Raw genomic sequence first — 18,901 nt, 5'->3', positions numbered from 1 at the left:
ATTCTCAACCGATCAGTGATTCCCAAGCTCAGAGCGCGAGTTCGATTCTCGTCACCCGCTCCACGACTAAGGCCCAGGTCATCGACCCGGGCCTTGTTTGTTGTCTGGACCTGTCTAGGTGCGCCTCCCTGACCGAAGCTGAGCGAGGGCGTGCACGACCGACAAGCCGTACTGGTCCTTGTCCTGCTCCCAGAAAGCGAGTACCCGAGCCGTGGCCTCGGCCATGTCCGTGGGCAGGTCAGCCGCGCGGAGCGTATCGGCGATCTCTTCCATCTCCGGCGCCCAGCGCCAGGCCCTGGCTGCCACGCTCGGCAGGTAATCGGGGTCGGAGAGGATCGCGGAGATCATGATCTCGGCTTCGGCCGTGAGCTGAGCCGTACGAGCAGGGTGACCCGCTGGCCGTGCGGGCTTGGGGCACGCTTCAGCTTCGGGCGGCCATCTCCGCTGCTCGGGCCAACCGCCCGTCGGAAGCGGAGGACCGGATCGGGCACGCGAAGGACGCGGCGGAACGCATGGACGCGTACGTCGGGGCACCGGTGTACGACCGACATTCGCTGACGTTCTCCGCCGGGAACGTGCAGATCCACGCGATCAGCGTGGCCCTGGAAATGGGCAAGCAGGGCAAAGCTCTGGAGATAAACCGCCGCACCAGCCCGAGCCTGGTCGGGGCACTGCCAAACTCACGTCAGGGCCACCACCACATGGACGTGGCGCGGGCCTGGCTGTGGGACGGAAACCGGGCAAAGGCCCTCACCGAGCTGGAGGCGGCTGAGCGGATCGCGCCGCAGCTCGTGCGGAACCATCCCATCGCCCGTTCAACGCTTCGCAGCATCGTCTACGCGGAACGAGCAGCCACGAGGGAGAAGCTGCGGCACATGTCCGACCGCTTTCACCTGGACGGATAGGGGTCGTATTCCTCCGGCTCATATTCGAGGCCCGTCCTGTCCCTAACTTCGGGGCATGACGCGACGACGCTTTTCTCATCTTCCCGCGCAGGGAGCCGAGTTAGGTACGGCAGCACCGTTCGTTCCACGGCTCGGCGACCTCGCGACGGACAGCGCTCGCGATGGCCGTGTCGGGGTCGTGGTCGCTCTCCCCGGTGAGGGCTCCGCTACGACGTACCACCTGCGTCCGCCCGGGGGCGGGGCCCCGTGGTCCGCGCCCGCTGACGGGACGACGCTCAGTCCCGTGCCGGTGAGGGCCACCCACGCCACGCTCTCGGCCGGACGGGACGCGGTCTACGACCCGCGTGCCCGGCAGGGATCGGTTCCCATCGAGTTCCACTTGGATGACGGCTCGACCCTCGATGGCGCGCTCATCCTCACCTCTGTCGAGCTGGAGTGGCTGCACCAGCAGACCAGCCGCCTCGTCGACGCACACGGACGGGCCCTCGGCGGCACCCCGTGAATGGGGCTCGGCGACGCCACGCCCGAAAAGCCGCGCCGCGCTCCGTACGCCCCGCAGGCGGAGGCATCGCGCTCACGCTTCTGGCGGTCGCCGGCCTGGTGGGCCCGGCCTGGGCACTGCGTGAGCAGGCCGACCCGCTCCTCAACGGCCTCGGTCATCAGCCCGCCGCCGTCTCGGCGGACGCGAGCTCGCCCTCCGACCACTGACTCCGCTCCGCTGTCCGGGACGTTCACCCCACGTTCCCAGCAAACGGAGCCTGCCATGCACCCGGAACATCCGTGATTCTCCAGGGAGAGATCGTGGACATCCCGTACATCGTCATCGACCAGCTCACCCCCGACCAACAGCAGGTCTGGAAGACCTACTTCGGCGACGCCGACCGACCCCGCTACATCGAGGAAGGCATCTGGCGTCGTACGCAGGAGAAGGCCACGGCCGAACAGAGCGGCTGGACGGCCGCCGACGACGCTCGGCGGCGGATCATCCACTACCGCTACCGGTACGGCCTGGTCCCCACCACTGCCGCGCCGGCCATCGGCCTGACCGACCTGTACCTCTACCACTCCGCTACCGCTCCAGCGGATGAGATCGACGCGCACCACGACGCCCTGTGGGACTCGCTCGCCACCGGCGGCTGGAAGGAGGCTCCTGGCGGATTCTTATGGACACGCCGGGATCTGAAGTGCCGGATCACCGAGCACGACGCCCACCCCCAGGACGCGGCGGCGGGCCGTACCCTCCCCGTCGGCTACCGGAGCCTCGACGTGCAGATCGCCTCGGTGTCCTACGCACCGCCGCCCGCTGTCCGGCAACTGCCGTGGAACGTCCTCTCCACCGGGATCAGGTGCAAGGACCGCCCGGGTACGCCGACCCGCGTCCCAGACCTGTCCGTCCTCACGGACCTGCTGCCGTTCCAGGTGGAGATCGGCTGCGGTACGTCGGTCGAGGCGGGTATCCCGCCCCTGCACCGGCTCCACGAGATCTACCGGGTGACCGACCGCCAGGGCCACGAGCCTCGGGAACACCGCTTCACTCTCTCCCCGACAGCGAACACGCTCCTCCACGAGGTGCTGACGGAGCCGGAGGAGAAGACTGCGGAATTCGTGGAGATGTTCCGCGCCTGCTTCCTGGCCGAACCGACTCCGGCGATGTGGGCGCTGAAGGAACTGAAGGACGCCGGTCACCTCGTCGGCCCGGTCATCACCAACAACTTCGACGTGCTCGCGGCGCGCGCCGGGCTCGACGAGTGCTTCATGCGCCGCTACGACCAGGCCGTACCCGACGTCGAGTGGGTGGACGGCGCCAAGGCCCTTCTCGTCGTCGGCCTGCACGCCGACCGCCGCAAGGTCCAGGCCCGCGCCCGCGCTCGCGGCATGCAGGTCGTCTACCTGGACCCGGAGGGCTTCTGGCACGACGGCCAGTTCATGCCGTACCCGCTGGAAGGCCCCCAGGACGGCGACCTGGTGTGCCGGGCGACCGCCGCCGAGGCACTGCCCGCCCTCGTCAACCTGCTCAAACAGCACGCTGGTTGATCCACCTGCACGAAGAGGGTCGCGCCGGGTGTTGGCGCTAGCGTGACGCACCCGGCCGGCCCGGACTCCCCTGGGCGGGCGAGGGATAAGGAAAGGAGCGTCGACCCATGCGCGTATCCGTCATCGGCTGTGGTCACCTGGGCATCCCCCACGCCGCTGCCATGGCCGAGATCGGCCACGAGGTCATCGGCGTGGACCTGGACCAGGCGAAGATCGACCGCCTCAACGCCGGTGAGTGCCCCATCTACGAGGACGGCCTGCCCGAACTCCTCAGCACCCACACCGCCACCGGACGCCTGCGGTTCACCACCAGCCTCGCAGAGGCGGCCGAGTTCGCCGACGTCCACTTCCTCGCCGTGGGCACGCCGATCGACGCGGACGGACGGAGCTATGACACCGGGCAGGTCTTCGGCGCCGCCCGCGCCCTCGCCCCGCACCTGACCCGCCCGACCGTCATCGTCGGCAAGTCCACGGTGACCGTCGGCACCTCCCGCGACCTCGGTGCTCTTCTCGCCCGGCTCTCCCCGGCCGGTGAGGACGTGGAGGTGGTCTGGAACCCCGAGTTCCTGCGCGAGGGCCACGCCATCGACGACACCCTGCGCCCCGACCGGATCGTTGTCGGCGTCCCCTCGGCCCGCGCCGAGGACGCGGTACGCCAGGTCTACGCACCACTGCTCGCGAACGGCATCCCGCTGTTCGTGACCGACCCTGCCACCGCCGAACTCATCAAGGGCGCCGCCAACGCCTACCTCGGCATGAAGATCTCCTTCATCAACGGCGTCGCCGACATGTGCACCGCCGCCGGAGCCGACGTCCAGCAGCTCACCGAGGCCATCGGCCTGGACCCCCGCATCGGCCGCGGCGGCCTGAACGCCGGCCCCGGCTACGGCGGCGGCTGCCTCCCCAAGGACGTCCGCGCCTTCACCGCCTCCGCGCGCACCCTGGGCGCCGCTGAGGCAGCGACCATGCTGCGCGCGGCAGAGGAGGTCAACGAGTCCCGCCCCACCGCCGCACTGAAGCTCATCGAGCAGACGCTCGGCCGCCTCGTCGACGGCGTACGCATCACCGTCTGGGGCGCTTCCTTCAAGGCCGGTACCGACGACGTCCGCGAATCCCCGGCCCTGGCGATCGCCGCGCTCATGCACCAGCGCGGCGCGACCGTCACCGTCCACGACCCGCACGCCGTCCCCACAGCACTGCGCCGCCACCCCGAACTCGACTACTGCGAAGACCTCGAAGACTCCCTCGCGGCAGCCGAGCTGATCGTCCTGGCCACCGAATGGCCCCACTTCCGCGAGGCGGATCCCAAGGCACTCGCCCCACTGGTCGCGGACCAGGTCCTCGTCGACCTCCGCAACCTCATCGACGCCGACGCCTGGCGCATGGCCGGATGGACTGTACGCCAGCTCGGACGACCCGCACAGGAATAGCCGAACCCATCGATCGGAGGTCCGACGTGGACACCCTGTGGGACAACATCGAGAAGCTCTCCGCCGTCTGCCGAGCAGCCGGCGCCCACCTCCCCGACGAGGAGCTCAAAGCCCTCCAGGTCGGCAAGGTCGCCGAGGAGGCCGGCGAGGCCATGCACGCCCTCCACGGCTTGAAGGGCCTCACCACCTGCGGCGACGACCACACCTGGTCCGAGGTCCAGAACGACCTGGTCGGCGCCGTCATTGCAGCGCTCCTGGCCATGCACTACATCGACCCCATGGGCGCCCACGCCACCTTCGATGACATCCTGCACCGTCGGACGCGAAGGGGCCGTGAGGCCGCTGCGGCAGCCTGACGGGCTCCAGACGTTGCCGTCGACCGCTTCAGGTGAGCGCGATCGACGGCAACGTCCGACACACAAGCTGCGGCAGGCACCTGCTCCCAGCGCGGCAGAACTTTCTCTACTCCATCAAGGCGACTCGCTCCGCTCGCCGCGCGCCGCCGGGTCCCACCGTTCCTACCTCTGGCCCGTCTTGGTCCCGGCTAAGCCAGTCACGCGACTGGAACTAGCACCATGGCGGGGAGGGACCCGCTGCGGCTAGGGCGATCGACCTCTCTCCCACATATTCACAAAATGCCACAAGAACACACACCGGCCATCCGTCATTCGGCGCCCTGCGAAGATGACACTCCGTTGGTTCGCAAATCAATCAGCAGGAGAAAGGGCACCCATGTCCATCACCCCTCGCGGTATGTCCATTCAAGAAGCCTACAGCTTGTATCGAAGCGAAAAGATGATAGTAAATAGGAACTATCAGAGAAAACTTGTTTGGGGGGTTGACGAAAAGGTCCACCTGATCGATAGCATCCTTAAAGGCTTCCCGATCCCGCTATTCCTCCTCGCGGAAACGGTGGATGGGAATTTTGAAATCATCGACGGCATGCAGCGACTAGACGCCATCTTTGGTTTTATTGAGCACAAGTACGCAATCCCGAGGGGCGATAAAAGGGAATTCTTTGACTTGCAGGAGTTCTCTCGCGCACGTCAATTTTCGGAAGCTGGGGCCTTCGAGAGAGCACCCGAAGATGTCGACCTAATCTCGGCGACCGAGTGCGCCGATTTGCTCGACTATCAACTAGCTGTCACCATCTTCGATTCCAAGGAAGAGACGCAGGTGACAGAAGTGTTTCGGCGAATCAACTCAGGCGGACGTCAACTTAGTGCACAAGAAAAGCGGCAGGCAGGAGTTGTAAGTGATTTTGTAAAAATGGTAAGGCGGCTAGCTTCCGACTTCAGATATGACGGGTCGCCTGACATTCTCCCCCTCACCAAGATGCCAGTAGTATCAATCGACTCCGCCCGCGAAAGACTTGGGTACGGAATCGCTGCTGAAGAGACTTTCTGGTGCAGTCTGGGAGTACTGAATCCCCGCCAACTACAGCAGAGCGAGGACGAGCAACTTCTATCGGATATTTGCATTTCCGTGGTCAGAGGTAACACATTTAGCGTTAGCTCCGATGTGCTTGATAAATATTTTGATCTCACCACACCTGAAAGCAACTCGCTCAATATTGACCTAAACGCTTATGGAACGGATTCTCTCTCTACAGACGTAAAAGATGTACTCGGCGCCATGAAGACAATGGTTGAATCGGAGCGTCCGGGGGTCAGCGGGGCGTTTAGGTCCCATGTGAGCACTAGCAGTTTCACTTCCGCAAAAACACCCTTCTATGCCGTATTCATGGCTTTCTATGATCTAATGATTAGACAGCAGAAGCAGCTCGTAGCCCCGAAGGCTGCATTCAGCGCTATCCGGAAGATCTCAGCGAAGCTGACCCCAAGTAGAAACACCACGACCGAGCAGCAGCGTCAAGAAAATATCGACATTGCCCGCGGACTCCTCGAGAAACACTTTGCCAGCGCACCGCGGCCCTCACTGTCGCACGGACCCGCAATGGAGATCGAATTCCCCAATATTATCAGGCGCGCCCCCATCGAGAGCGCACGGTACGAGTTCAAACAGGGAATCGCCTCTCTGGATGGCAAGCGGGCCATTAATCGAAGGTTCCTCGAAAAGCTGCCCAAGATTATCTCGGCCATCGCCAATGTCGGGCCAGAAGCAGACGGCTACATCGTGTTTGGCGTCGCAGACACAGAAATGGACGCAGATAGGATTCAGCAAATTGACTCTGTAGTGCCTCTCCGAATGGGTAGTCAACTACTTGTTGGAGTCGACCGCGAATGTCGATCCTTGGGAATTCAGTTGAGCGAATACGCAAGAAAGATTCTTCAAGCAATCCAAGGGTCTCCTCTCAGCGACCCTCTCAAAGGGGCGGTATTGGCCAATGTCGACACAATCTCTTACTCTGGGAGATCGTACGTCGTCATCAGAGTTCCCCAGCAGGCGGAACTCTCAAGTTACAATGATGACTACTATGTCCGGAACGGAGAGGATCTGCGTAAGATGACGACCAGTGAAGCACTCGCTATGTCTAAACGCTTCGCTAGATAACCTAAACAAGGCTGCTAGTACGTAGACCGCCTATGCGAGATTCATAATCTTGCTAAATCAGGCTGCGCCGACCACGCTCTTCCTGGGGCGTGGTCAGTTCGTCTCACGTCAGAAACTCGGGGCAGTGTGCCGACCGGTGATTCCTAATCAGAGCACGAGTTCGATTCTCGTCACCGCTTCATGAATGAAGATCCTGGTCGGTGGCCGGGGGCTTTGGCTTGCCGACCAGCGGCAGCGGCCCGGGCCCTCACCCTGCAGTGAGAAGCCGGAAGCGACCGCTGCTCATGCCTCCACACCGAGCATCCGGATGCGGTCGTCAAGGCGAGGCAGTGACCTGAACCAAATTGTGCATACTCCAGTATGCTGGGTTCATGTCCTCAACGACTCGCATCACCGTCACGCTACCCAGCGACCAGGTGGCGGAGCTCCGCAAGCTCACGGACAACGTCTCCGGCTACGTGGCGGAAGCCGTAGCCCGCCAGATCCGGCACCAGCTCCTGGGCGACGACCTCCGCCGTCACGAGGAGGAGCACGGACCCTTCAGCGACGAGGAGCTCGCCGAGGCGCGCGAGAAGATCTTTGGCTCCGCCGGTACCTCCACGGGCGCGGATGCCGCGTGAGCGAGCGCATCGAGACCGTCGTCCTGGACTCGGAAGGGCTCTCCGCCTGGATCGCGCAGGACCGCAAGCTGCTCGCGATGCTTCAGGTCTTCCATGACATGGGGGCGGACCTGGTGATCGGGGCCAACACCATCGTGGAAGTGACTCACTCCCGCACCAACATGCCCCGCCTGAACTGGGCCCTGTCCCGCGTCAAGGTGGAGCCCGTCACCGAACAGGCGGCGAAAGCAGCTGCAGAACTGCTCAAGGGTGCCGGACTGCACGGGCACAAGTACGCCATTGACGCCACGGTCGCCGAAGTCGCCCTGCGCCAGCCGAAACCCGTCGCCCTCCTGACCTCAGACAGCGACGACATGACCCAGCTCTGCGGCAACAAGGTCCGCATCATCCCTCTCTGACCCGCCGGCCCACCCCGAGCCCCCCAGGCAAGGTCCGCCTCATCGCAGCCCTCGTGCCCCATCCGTGCCCAGCAGAGCGGACAACAGCGGTCGGATAAAGCCTCCAGAGACCATGGCGACCCCAGCTTCCTCGCAGGAAAATGCAGGTCAGGGCCCTTCTGGAACTCAAGCACCGCTGATTCCCAAGCTCAGAGCGCGAGTTCGATTCTCGTCACCCGCTCCACATCAAAGCCCCAGGCCAGCGGCCCGGGGCTTCTTCGTTCGGGTCACCACCTCGGATGCGTCCGGTCGGCTTCGGTGGCCTCTCCCTGGATAATCGACGTATGGCATCACAGCCCAGTCTTTCCGATCTCCGCCGTGCCAAGTTCGCCCGGCGCCTGCCCAGGGCACTCTCCGAGCTTGTCGGCCCCGAGCACGGCACGGTGCGCCTGCCCCTTCACCTGGCATGGTCGGGGCTGACCACGTTCGACCTCGACCAGCCCCGGCTGCGGATGAGCTATTACCGCATCGTGTTGGCCGAGGGCCAGCACGACGACCTGGTCCGGTTCCTCAATCGCGGCCTACTCGTCAGCTTGTGGCCCACACTGCGCACACTGATCAGCCGTGATGTACGTGAAGTCTGGGAACACTCTTTCGAGGAGCTCGCTCACAGCACCCAGGCTGCTGCGTGAACCTCACCGACCTGCACCGTCGCCTGCTGGCGGATGTACTCGCCGTGGGCGGTGCCTACCCTCTGGCCCTAGCCGGCGGCTACGCAGTTCAGGCACACGGCCTGGTCGACCGGCTCAGCCAGGACCTCGACGTAGCGACCGAGAACCCCGGTCGCATGGAGGACATCGCTACTGCCGTGCGCGCCGGCCTGGAACAACACGGGTGGCAGGTCAGCGCGCTGGAAACAGACCCCCTCTCCGCACGCCTGATCGTCACCGATCCCGTCAGTCACGAAGAGTGCGAGGTCGACATCCTCAAGGAAGCGCTCTGGCGACCGCCCGTACACACCGAGCACGGCCTGGTGCTGTCCCTCGAAGATGTCGTCGGAACCAAAGTCCGCGCACTCTTCGACCGCGGACTCGCCAGGGACCTGATCGACGTGCAGGCTGCCGCGAACCGCTGGAGCCATGTCGAACTCGAAGAACTCGGTCGGCGCCACGCCCGCGACTCCTTCGACCTGAGCGAGCTGCAAGCGCGACTGGGTGGAGCCGATTGGATCGATGACACGGAATTTGCCGCCTACGGACTCGACGAACTAGCGATCACCGGGCTGCGTCAGTGGGCACAGGCATGGGCCACCGACATCGGCGAACGGCTCCAAGAGCTGGAGACTCCGCACGAAGACTGAAGGCCGCATGGAGGCCGGACGCGCTCAGCCCACGCCGACTGTGCCCCATCCGTGCCCAGCAGAGCGGATATCAGCGGTCGGATACGGTCTCAGAGACCCCGGGGAGCATCCGCTGCCCGCTGCAAAGCCCCAGTTCAGAGCCCCTCTACCAGCCCAGGAACCGCTGATTCCCAAGCTCAGAGCGCGAGTTCGATTCTCGTCACCCGCTCCACGACTGAGGCCCAGGTCATCGACCCGGGCCTTGTTTGTTGTCTGGTCCACTCCAGGTGTCGCGCGCCAGATCCGGGGCAGGCAGTGCGCCCTCGTGTGACTCGAACAACCACCGGGCGACCCTCCAGGCAGCTCACCTCGACCGTGGGCGCCCCCGCAGCCGCCCACGGGGCTCCCTCCCACCGCCTCGCCGCCCAGCGCCGCCATATCTCGCTGCGATAGCCCAGGCTCCGGGCAGCCACGGTCTCACCTCGCGCTGCCCGCTCGTCCGTGCCCGCCGACCGTGAACGATCTTGGTAACGCGGCCCGGAAATGAGATCCTGTTCGCACGTGCGTTCAATGAACGCAGCTTTGTACGGGGGGATTTCGCACTGTGGCTGTCACCGTGCCCGATTGGGCCGACACCATGCTTGACCTCATCGGGATCAACTGGCCGAACGTCGACGAAGACGCGTACCGGGACATGGCCGACGCTCTCCGAGAGTTCGCCGACGACGTCGAGGACGACGGTCACCTTGCCAACCAGCACGTGCAACGTTTGCTGTCCTCCGGAAGCGGCGAAGCTCTCGACGCGCTCAAGGGCCACTGGGGCAAGGTTCAGAAAAAGCACGTGAAGGACCTGGCCGGCGGTGCGCGGACGATCGCCGGCGCCTTGGACAACGCGGCCACGGCGATCGAGGCCATGAAGTACGCCGCACTCGTCCACCTCGGCGTGCTGGCAGGCAAGGCCGGCATCTCCATGGCGCTGATACCGGTGACCGGCGGGCTCTCCATGCTCATCGGCGGGGCGGCGATCGCCGTCGCCCAGCAGGCCATTCGCCGGATCATCAAGGAGTGCATGGAGGAGGTCGTCGGTTATATCGTCTCCGCCCTGACCGAGCCGGCCGTCGCCGCGCTGGAGAACATGGCCGCGGACCTCGCCGTACAGGTCGGAGCCAACGCGCTCGGCCTCCAGGACGGCGTCGACATGAACCAGGTCGGCCAATCGGGCAAGGAAGGCTTCAACGAAGGGGTGGCGGGAGCCAAGGATTCCCTCCAACTCGCTTCGGCCGACGGCTCCGGTCCCGGCCCCGCGCCCGGCAAGGGCGTGCACATCGAGCACGCGGAGCACACGCGCGCCGGTACCCAGCTGAACCTCGTCAGCGTCAACGTGCACGGCAGGACCGCGGGCAAGCTCTCCAAGGCCAGGACGTCCCACGGACGCACCCGCGGCAAGGATGACATCGCCGGCGCCCTGGACCCCGTGATCGACAAGGCCATGAAAGCGCTCGGCAAGGCCAACAAGGCCATGGGCGACCACGTCGGCAAGGCACTGCCGAAGGCAGTCAAGGAGATCTCCGACAACCAGAAGAAGATCGAACTGGACATCAAGGAGATGATGTCCAAGGGCGTCAAGGTGCAGAAGGGCGACAAGGAAGACGGCCCGCGCCCCGATGCGCCCCGGAACTCCGCCCGCACCAAGGCCGACGCTCTGAAGAACGCCAAGGACGAGCCGCGCCGTAACGCCATCTCGCTGGAGAAGAAGACCTGCGAGAACGACCCGGTGGACGTCGCCACCGGCGAGATGACCCTCCCGCAGACCGATCTGGCCCTGCCCGGAGTTCTTCCTCTGGTCCTTCGCCGGACCCATCTCTCCGGCTACCGCTACGGCCAGTTTTTCGGGCGTAGTTGGGCCTCCACGCTGGACGAGCGGATCGAGCTGGACCCCCTCGGCGGGGGCGCGGTGTGGTCCCGGGAGGACGGTTCGCTCCTCGTCTATCCGCGGTTGCCCCTGCCCGAGGACGACGACGGGGTGCTCCCCGTGGAAGGCCCCCGGCTGCCGCTCCGGCACGGAGGCCAGGGCAACGGCGAAACCACCTATCTCGTCTCCGACCCCCGTTCAGGGCTGACGCGTTCCTTCCGCGGCGGCCCGTACAGCGCGTCCTCCGCCTACTGGCTCCGGGAGATCGAGGACCGCAACCTCAACCGGATCGACTTCGCCCGCCTCGGGGACGGCAGTCCGACCGCCGTCGTCCACTCCGGGGGCTACCGGGTCGCCCTGGCCGTCGAGGACTCCCGCATACGGGAGCTGTCCTTGCGTACGCCGGACGGCCCCGTCACCGTCATGCGCTACGGCTACGACCCTCGCGGCAACCTCGACGCCGTCATCAACTCGTCCGGCCTGCCGCTGCGTTTCACGTACGACCCCGACGACCGGATCACCTCGTGGACCGACCGTAACGACTCCACGTTCCGCTATGTGTACGACGATGAGGGCCGCGTGGTCCGCACGGTCGGCCCGGACGGCTATCTGTCGTCGACGTTCGCCTACGACGTCCATCCGGAGACGGGCGACCGCGTCACCCGGTACACGGACTCCCTCGGTGCGACCAAGGTCCACCAGTTCAACGACCGGCTCCAGGCCGTCGCGGAGATCGATGCGCTGGGCGGCGTCACCCACCGCAGCTTCGACCGGTACGACCGGCTGCTGTCCCGGACCGACCCCCTCGGGCGTACCACCACGTACACCTACGACGAGCGCGGAAACCCGGTCCGGGTCGAGCACCCCGACGGCACCATCGCCCGGATCGAGTACAACGAGCTGAACCAGCTCGCCACCGTCACCGGCCCCGACGGCGCGACATCGCGACAGGAGTACGACGACCGGGGCAACCCGACGCGCTTCACCCGGCCGGACGGGTCCACCACCCGGCTCACCCACGGCCCGCAGGGCCAGCTCCTCGGAGTCGACGACTCCCTGGGCGCGCTGGACCGACTGCGCTGTGACGCGGCCGGTCTGCCGCTGGCGGTGCGCGGGCCACTCGGTACGGTCACCCGCTACGTCCGGGACGCATTCGGACGCCCGGTGCGCATCACCGACCCGCAGGGCCGCACCACCGACCTGGAGTGGACGGTCGAGGGCAAGCTCGCCCGCCGGACGGACCCCGACGGATCGCAGCAGTCGTGGACGTACGACGGCGAGGGCAACTGCCTCGTGCACACCGACGCGACGGGCGGCGAGACCCGCTTCGAGTACACCCACTTCGATCTTGTCGCCGCCCGCACCACACCAGGCGGCGCGCGCCAGGAGTTCACCCATGACACCGAACTGCGCCTCACCCGGGTCACCAACCCCCAGGGTCTGACCTGGGACTACACCTATGACGCGGCAGGCCGCACCAGCGCGGAGACCGACTACGACGGCCGCACCCTCCGCTACTCCCACGACGCCTGCGGCCAACTCCTCTCCCGTACGAACGGACTCGGTCAGACGGTCCGCTACGAACGCGACATCGCGGGCCGGGTCACCGCCAAGGACGCCGACGGGAGCGTCACCCGCTTCGCCTACGACATCCACGGCCGCCTCGCCTCGGCGACGGGGCCGGACACTGACCTCTCCTTCGTCCGCGACAGCTCGGGCAGGGTCCTCCGGGAGGTGTGCGGCGGCCGCGAACTGGTCAACACCTACGACGAGACCGGGCGGCGCACCCGTCGCGTGACCCCGTCCGGTGCCGTCAGCTCCTGGTCCTTCCCGGCCGGTCGCACCGCCGAGCTGACCGCCTCCGGCCACCGGCTGGGCTTCCACTTCGACGAGACGGGTCGCGAGACCGGCCGCCGGATCGGTGACGCGCTGACCGTCGACCTCGCGTACGACCCGGCGGGGCGCCTGATCGACCAGCTCGTCCGGACGACCGGTGACCGGGTCCTCCAGCGCCGCACGTACACGTACCGCCCCGACGGCCATCTCGCCTCCGCCGAAGAGCTGACCGGGAGCCGCAAGCGACTGGAGGTCTCCCGTGATGGCCGGGTCACCGGTGTCACGGCGGAGAACTGGTCGGAGCGGTACGCCTACGACGAGGCCGGGAACCAGACCAGTGCCTCCTGGCCCGGTGCGGGCGACGCCTCCGGCCCGCGCGAGTACGCCGGAACGCGCATCACCCGTGCGGGCCGTGTCCGGTACGAGCACGACGCCCAAGGCCGGGTGATTCTGCGTCAGAGGACCCGCCTCTCCCGCAAGCCCGAGACCTGGCGCTACGGCTGGGACGCGGAGGACCGCCTCGTCTCGGTCACCACGCCGGACGGTACGCGCTGGCGCTACCTCTACGACGCCCTGGGACGGCGCTCGGCCAAGCAGCGCCTTGCCGAGGACGGGGCGACGGTGGTCGAGGAGGCGACCTTCACCTGGGACGGCGACACTCTCTGCGAACAGACCACGTCCACGACGGGCTCCCCGGATTCCGTCGCCCTCACCTGGGACCACGACGGCGTGAAGCCGGTGACCCAGGTGGAACGCCGGCTCGTGGACCGGGCGGAAGTCGACAGCCGCTTCTTCGCGATCATCACCGACCTCATCGGCACGCCTCGCGAACTGGTCGACGAACAGGGCGAGGTGGCGTGGCGCACCCGTACCGCCCTGTGGGGAGCCACGTCGTGGAACCGCGACGCCGACGCGTACACCCCCCTGCGCTTCCCCGGCCAGTACTTCGACCCGGAATCGGGCCTCCACTACAACCGTCACCGCCACTATGACCCCGAGTCGGGCCGCTACCTCTCCCCCGACCCGCTCGGTCTGACCCCGGCCCCGAACGCGGTCACCTATGTCGACGACCCGACGCGGTGGATCGACCCTCTGGGTCTTGCGGGGTGCCCGCACCGGAGCGCGGAGCACAAGCACAGTGTGGTACTGGGGGTGAATCAGGAGCCCACCAACGCCTCGAACTCACTGGCCGAGCATCTCCGCGCCAACGGTGATCCAGGAGCTCACACCTATAACGGGGACGACTACGCCGAAGTCGAGCAGAGCGGACCCGTCTGGATGACGAACGTCATGGCCGCAGTGGGCGACCGCAACACCACGTTGTCCATCACGCTCGACGGGATGCCGAACAGTAGAGGCGAGTACGGCAACTGGAATACCCCGGAGACGATCGTGGATGCATTCCAGACCGCCGCACGGAACGGGCAGCCGTTCAGCCCGATGCCCGGTAACCTGCCGGGTCCAGGTTTGGGGACGGCATGGGAAATGAGCGTCGTCGCGCGGAGTGTGCGCATGTACGAGTCAGATGTGATGTTCAACGAGTCCGATCCGCTCGGGCGCCCCTGGGAGGAGATCCGCTGGTACTCAGGTAATGAGAAAATCGATGTCCCGAAGCCTGATATTCCCGAGATACAGCCTCCCAAGCCCAGGAAGGGATGATGCACAGAATGACGAACAACGAAGACCTTGAGCGAGCTGCGGAGCTTGTCGCGGAGAAGTGGAGAACCATCCTCGACTCCGAAGCCAACTTGATCAATCCCGCCATGCCCCGGGCAGCATATGCGGACCAGCGCCTGCGTGAACTATTCCCCATCGTCAGCCACGGTGCCCTGTATTTCAGCCGATGCATCCGTTCTCCGTGGACCCGAGACGTGGGCGCCCTGTTCCGACGCGGCGGTGGCGGGTTCATGGTGATCCGCCAGTCCGACGGCACGGTTCTGGGGGAGCCCGACACGGTGGAGCAGGCGGTGGCCCTCATCGTTGCCAACCTTCCCGAAGGCTGCGGGCCGGCCATCGACGGGTCTGTTCACGACCTGTGAACACACCGGCTAGTAGCGAAGAGCCCCGAAACGCGGCCGCGATAGTCGCGGCGGAGTGGTCTGATGTCCTGTCCTACGAGACAGACCTCATCAATCCGGCCGTTCCCCGAGCTGCTTACCAGCACCCGTCGCTGCGCGAGCTCTGGCCCATGGTCAGCCACGGCGTTCTGTATCTGAGCCGATGCACCCGGTGGCCCTGGACGAACGATGTCGGTACGGCCTACCCGCTGGTCGAGGGTGGATACCGAGTGCGTCGCAAGTCCGACAAGTCCCTCCTCGGCGTGGTCGACACCGTCGAAGAGGCCTACGCGTTGGTCGCCGCCAGCCTTCCCGACGGTTGCGGGCCTGCCGTCGACGGCACCCCTGACGATCTGTGATTACACCGTCGGGAGCAAGGATGCATCCCTATGCGCGGCTGATCACGTGGCGGTAGCGTGGTTCCAGAACATGCCCGCCGAAGGCAGTGACCTGAGTATGAGCGCCCGTGCGGAACTGATCACGGCCGAAGACCCTTACTTCCGGGGGATCGACGCCGATGCCTCGCTCCCGCACTGCATGACCATCCGACCTCTGGCCTCTGGCCTCTACAAGCCCCGGCGGCCCCCACATCGTGGACCTGGCCGGTGGACGCGGCTGGCTCATCTACACCTTCATGCAGCGCCACGCCGACCCACAGATCATCGTCACCGAAGCCTTCTGGGCTGACGACTGCGCCACCGGAGCGTCTGCAGGAATAGTTGGCCTCTGTTCCGTTTCTCCTCACCCGCTCCAGCACAGAACGTCGAACTGATGACCCGCCATTGACGTGCCCCATTCGTGCCCAGCGGAGCGGACAACGGCGGTCAGGTACGGCTCCCCGAGACCGTAGCCATACACCTCTTCTGGCACGAAGTTGCAGGTCAGATCCCATTCAACGGCCTAAGCACCGCTGATTCCCAAGCTCAGAGCGCGAGTTCGATTCTCGTCACCGCTCCATGAAAAAGCCCCGGTCAGCCACCGGGGCTCTTTACCTGCCCGAACACACCTGCACACCGCGCGAAGAGCCGACCGCTCAAACCCCGCGTCCGATCAGCCCGCTGCGCCAGGCCCAGGCCGCGATCTCCACGCGGTTTCTTGCCCCGAGCTTGGACTGCACATTGGTCAGGTGTGTCTTGACCGTTCCCACGGTGATGGACAGGTCGGCGGCGATCTCGGCGTTCGTCATGCCTTCGGCCAGCAACACGACTACCTGCTTCTCTCGCGGCGAGAGCTTGGTGGCAGGTTCCGGACCGCGGGGCGCCGTTCGGAGCTGCTTCAGGAGCCGCACGGTGATCGAAGGGCTGACCAGCGAGTCACCGCCCGCAGCCGCACGGACCGCCTCGGCCAGCAGGCGCGGGCCGGAGTCTTTGAGGATGAATCCGCTGGCCCCCGCTTCCACCGCGCGGGCCAGGTAGTCCTCGTCGTCGAAGGTCGTCACCATAACGACCTGAGGCCGGTGCGCGGCATGGGGCCGGGTGAGGTGGCGCAGGGCGTCCAGACCGTCCAGGCGGGGCATCCGGATGTCCATCAGCACGACGTCCGGTCGGTGCAGTTCGGCCATCTCCAGGGCTTGGAGGCCGTCCTGGGCCTGGGCGACGACGTGGATGTCGTCCTCGGCAGAGAGAATCATGGACATGCCTGTGCGGACGATCTCCTGGTCGTCGGCGAGCAGCACCCGGATCACGGGCCGTCCCTCCACGCGCTCTCCAAGGGGATTCGGGCGTACACCCGCCAGCGTCCGCTGCCATCGGGACCCGCCTGGAAGACGCCGCCTTCGGCAGTGACGCGTTCCTCAAGTCCGACGAGACCGTACCCCACCGCCGTCGCTGCTCCGGCCACGGACAGATCGTTGGTGATGTCGATCTCCACGGACCGGGGGAGGGCTCGCAGCATCACGGAGACGTGACGGGATTCCGGCGCGTGCTTACGAACGTTCGTCAGGGACTCCAGGGCTACCCGGTGCACGGCCGCCATGGGCGCTGTCGGCACACTGTCGACGGGGCCCTCCTCCTCGAGCCGGGCAGGTCGGCCGGTTCGTAGCGCGAAGGTCGCCACCAGAGCTCGCAGGTGTTCCGCTTCGCCCGCCGGTACGAGCGGTGCCTCCGTCCGGAGCCCACTGACCATGTGCCGCAAGGCCCGGAGTGCCTCCGAGGCCGCCCCTTCGATCTGTCCCAGAGCCGAAACCGTCCTCTGGGGGTCGGATGCCGCGACCACCTGTGCCCCCTGGGCCTGCACGACGATGCCTGTCACATGATGTGCGACGAAGTCGTGCAGGTCCCGGGCGAAGGTGAGCCGCTGCTCCAGACGGACCTGCTCAGCGTGACGCCGCCGATCGGCGGCTGCCAGCCGGGCGACGATCGCCCCGGTCGATCCGGCACAGATGGCGAATGTGCAGAGCAGCGCCAGGACAAGGCCGTTCTCCGTCGTCTCCACCGCTACCGGGCGCAGAACCGCGGCCGGGCACAAGAGGAGAGACGCCACCGCTGCAGGCCGAGCGGCACCGTACCGGACAGTGAGGACCAGCACCACGATGAGTGCTGTGATCTCGAACAGGGTGTAGGCGTCGGCGTGCCGCGCCGTCGCCTCCGGCGACCCGACGGCGACATGCATCCACGCACTGCACCCGAGGGATACGGCCCCTGTCAGGGCGCCGGCCCCCGCGACGAGCCGCGGATCACGTCGCCACCGGCGCACCGCCCCGATCGTGAGCGCGAGAACGGGTGCGACCGCTGAGAGGAGTGCCTGGGGTGCGAGGACGGACCGGTAAACCCCGGTGCGGTAGTCGGCGGCAAGCGCCAGCACCAAGACCGCCCCGACAAGCATGATGCCGAGGCGGAACAGGACACGACGCATCAGGGAAGAGCCTCTGCCGAAGTGCGGGGAATCCATACGGGCAGCGTACGTATCCGGGACCGGGAGCCCCTCCGCCGAAAGTCATAGTGCTCCGCGCAGGCTCCGTCCTTCGGCAGATCCGCCACGACGCCTGAGCGGACGACCATCGCTCAAGACGATCGGTACGCGAGCCTGAGGAGCACCATGACCTTTCAGATCCACATCCCCACCGCTGCGATTCTCGGGCCCGCGCTCGCCGTCTTCGCCCTCGTGGCCTGGGTACGCCACCGACGCGGCCTCCCGGGCTGGCAAGGCGGCTCGGTGGTGCTGCGCGTCGTCACCGCGCTCTACGCCGCAGCGGTCGCCTCACTCACCTTCTTCCCTCTGTGGATCTACGGCGGGGACTATCGGAACCAGGCGGAATGGGTCGGGCAGATTCAGCCGATCCCCTTGATCATGGCCGACCTCACCATGGTCCCCAACGTAATCATGTTCATGCCGCTCGGCTTCATCCTGCCGCTGCTCCTCCCCCGGCTCGACCGCAGCCGCACCGTCCTGGTCAGCGCGCTCATCAGCCTGGGCATCGAGGCCGTACAACTGATCCAGTACATCGTCTTCGCCAACGGTCGCGCCGTCGATGTCAACGACCTGATCGCCAACACCATCGGCGGCCTCCTCGGCTACGCGGCCCTGCGCGCCGCGCAGCGCGGGACCACCACCCGCAGGGTGCTGGACAAGGTGTCTCCGCCGTCCGCAACCGTTTGAGTACTGCCACGACCGTGCCCCATCCCAGCAAAGCGGACACCAACGGACAGGTGCATCCAGAGATCATGGCGAACCGGGCTTTCTCGCAGGAAAGCGCAGGTCGGATACCTGGCGCTTCCGTGTTGTCCGGTGTTGCGCGGAGCTGCAGCCTCGGCCGTTCCGGCAACGAAAGCGGTTGAATCCTGCCGGTCGACGGCATGGTGTGCTTTCGGGGGCTCGGGGAGCATGAGGAGCAGCGCGGGGGACCGGCGCGGAGGCGAGACACCGGCTGGCCAGGAGC

At 66.2% G+C, this 18,901-nt stretch carries 15 protein-coding genes and 2 pseudogenes; 14 read left to right on the top strand and 3 right to left on the bottom strand.

Annotation, left to right across the window (positions count from 1 at the left end; all coding sequences use genetic code 11):
* Positions 1–114 precede the first annotated feature (114 nt).
* Positions 115–372: pseudogene (locus CCZ36_RS18485) on the bottom strand (DUF1932 domain-containing protein); the annotation flags it as partial.
* Between CCZ36_RS18485 and CCZ36_RS18480 the strand changes: the two are divergent.
* From CCZ36_RS18480 to CCZ36_RS18415, 13 genes and pseudogenes are all read left to right on the top strand, one after another.
* A pseudogene (locus CCZ36_RS18480) lies at positions 372–905 on the top strand (helix-turn-helix domain-containing protein); the annotation flags it as partial. The pseudogenes CCZ36_RS18485 and CCZ36_RS18480 sit on opposite strands and share 1 nt — an antisense overlap.
* A 283-nt stretch (positions 906–1,188) precedes the next feature.
* Complete coding sequence (locus tag CCZ36_RS18475) at positions 1,189–1,407, top strand: hypothetical protein (protein WP_007457738.1); 219 nt, start codon at positions 1,189–1,191, stop codon at positions 1,405–1,407.
* 299 nt (positions 1,408–1,706) lie between these two features.
* Positions 1,707–2,939, top strand: a complete 1,233-nt coding sequence (locus tag CCZ36_RS18465; protein WP_128819596.1) for a hypothetical protein — start codon at positions 1,707–1,709, stop codon at positions 2,937–2,939.
* 107 nt (positions 2,940–3,046) lie between these two features.
* Positions 3,047–4,369, top strand: a complete 1,323-nt coding sequence (locus tag CCZ36_RS18460) for a UDP-glucose dehydrogenase family protein (protein WP_128818152.1) — start codon at positions 3,047–3,049, stop codon at positions 4,367–4,369.
* A 26-nt stretch (positions 4,370–4,395) separates the two neighbouring features.
* On the top strand, positions 4,396–4,725 hold the full coding sequence (locus CCZ36_RS18455; protein ID WP_128818151.1) for a MazG-like family protein: 330 nt from the start codon (positions 4,396–4,398) through the stop codon (positions 4,723–4,725).
* A gap of 376 nt (positions 4,726–5,101) precedes the next feature.
* Positions 5,102–6,883, top strand: coding sequence for a GmrSD restriction endonuclease domain-containing protein (locus CCZ36_RS18450; protein WP_164873522.1), 1,782 nt, complete (start codon positions 5,102–5,104; stop codon positions 6,881–6,883).
* Positions 6,884–7,254: 371 nt separating this feature from the next.
* A complete protein-coding gene (locus tag CCZ36_RS18445) occupies positions 7,255–7,503 on the top strand; it encodes a type II toxin-antitoxin system CcdA family antitoxin (RefSeq protein WP_128818149.1) in 249 nt (82 codons plus the stop codon).
* On the top strand, positions 7,500–7,901 hold the full coding sequence (locus tag CCZ36_RS18440) for a DNA-binding protein (protein ID WP_128818148.1): 402 nt from the start codon (positions 7,500–7,502) through the stop codon (positions 7,899–7,901). Before CCZ36_RS18445 ends, CCZ36_RS18440 begins: the two co-directional genes overlap by 4 nt.
* Before the next feature lie 323 nt (positions 7,902–8,224).
* Positions 8,225–8,572: a transcriptional regulator gene (locus CCZ36_RS18435; RefSeq protein WP_128818147.1), complete on the top strand. Its 348-nt coding sequence runs from the start codon at positions 8,225–8,227 to the stop codon at positions 8,570–8,572.
* Complete coding sequence (locus tag CCZ36_RS18430) at positions 8,569–9,240, top strand: nucleotidyl transferase AbiEii/AbiGii toxin family protein (RefSeq protein WP_128818146.1); 672 nt, start codon at positions 8,569–8,571, stop codon at positions 9,238–9,240. Before CCZ36_RS18435 ends, CCZ36_RS18430 begins: the two co-directional genes overlap by 4 nt.
* A 583-nt stretch (positions 9,241–9,823) precedes the next feature.
* Positions 9,824–14,626 (top strand): RHS repeat-associated core domain-containing protein, encoded by a 4,803-nt coding sequence (locus CCZ36_RS18425; RefSeq protein ID WP_237302691.1) that lies wholly within the window; start codon positions 9,824–9,826, stop codon positions 14,624–14,626.
* An 8-nt stretch (positions 14,627–14,634) separates the two neighbouring features.
* Positions 14,635–15,006 (top strand): DUF6193 family natural product biosynthesis protein, encoded by a 372-nt coding sequence (locus CCZ36_RS18420; RefSeq protein ID WP_308432622.1) that lies wholly within the window; start codon positions 14,635–14,637, stop codon positions 15,004–15,006.
* Positions 15,003–15,383 carry a DUF6193 family natural product biosynthesis protein gene (locus CCZ36_RS18415; RefSeq protein WP_128818144.1) on the top strand — a complete coding sequence of 127 codons (381 nt, stop codon included), beginning with the start codon at positions 15,003–15,005 and terminating at the stop codon, positions 15,381–15,383. The genes CCZ36_RS18420 and CCZ36_RS18415 overlap by 4 nt, the downstream gene beginning before the upstream one ends.
* 674 nt (positions 15,384–16,057) lie before the next feature.
* On the opposite strand, the gene CCZ36_RS18405 is transcribed toward CCZ36_RS18415, so the two are convergent.
* Entirely contained in the window at positions 16,058–16,723 is a 666-nt protein-coding gene (locus CCZ36_RS18405; RefSeq protein WP_206515745.1) for a response regulator, read from the bottom strand.
* Complete coding sequence (locus tag CCZ36_RS18400; RefSeq protein ID WP_128818143.1) at positions 16,705–17,913, bottom strand: sensor histidine kinase; 1,209 nt, start codon at positions 17,911–17,913, stop codon at positions 16,705–16,707. Before CCZ36_RS18400 ends, CCZ36_RS18405 begins: the two co-directional genes overlap by 19 nt.
* A 147-nt stretch (positions 17,914–18,060) precedes the next feature.
* Between CCZ36_RS18400 and CCZ36_RS18395 the strand changes: the two genes are divergently transcribed.
* Entirely contained in the window at positions 18,061–18,621 is a 561-nt protein-coding gene (locus CCZ36_RS18395; RefSeq protein WP_128818142.1) for a VanZ family protein, read from the top strand.
* Positions 18,622–18,901: the final 280 nt, after the last annotated feature.

Source organism: Streptomyces sp. S063 (assembly GCF_002832675.1).
GTDB classification, from domain to species: domain Bacteria; phylum Actinomycetota; class Actinomycetes; order Streptomycetales; family Streptomycetaceae; genus Streptomyces; species Streptomyces sindenensis.
The sequence above is the reverse complement of the archived record's forward strand: the minus strand, read 5'-3'. Positions and strand labels throughout refer to the sequence as shown.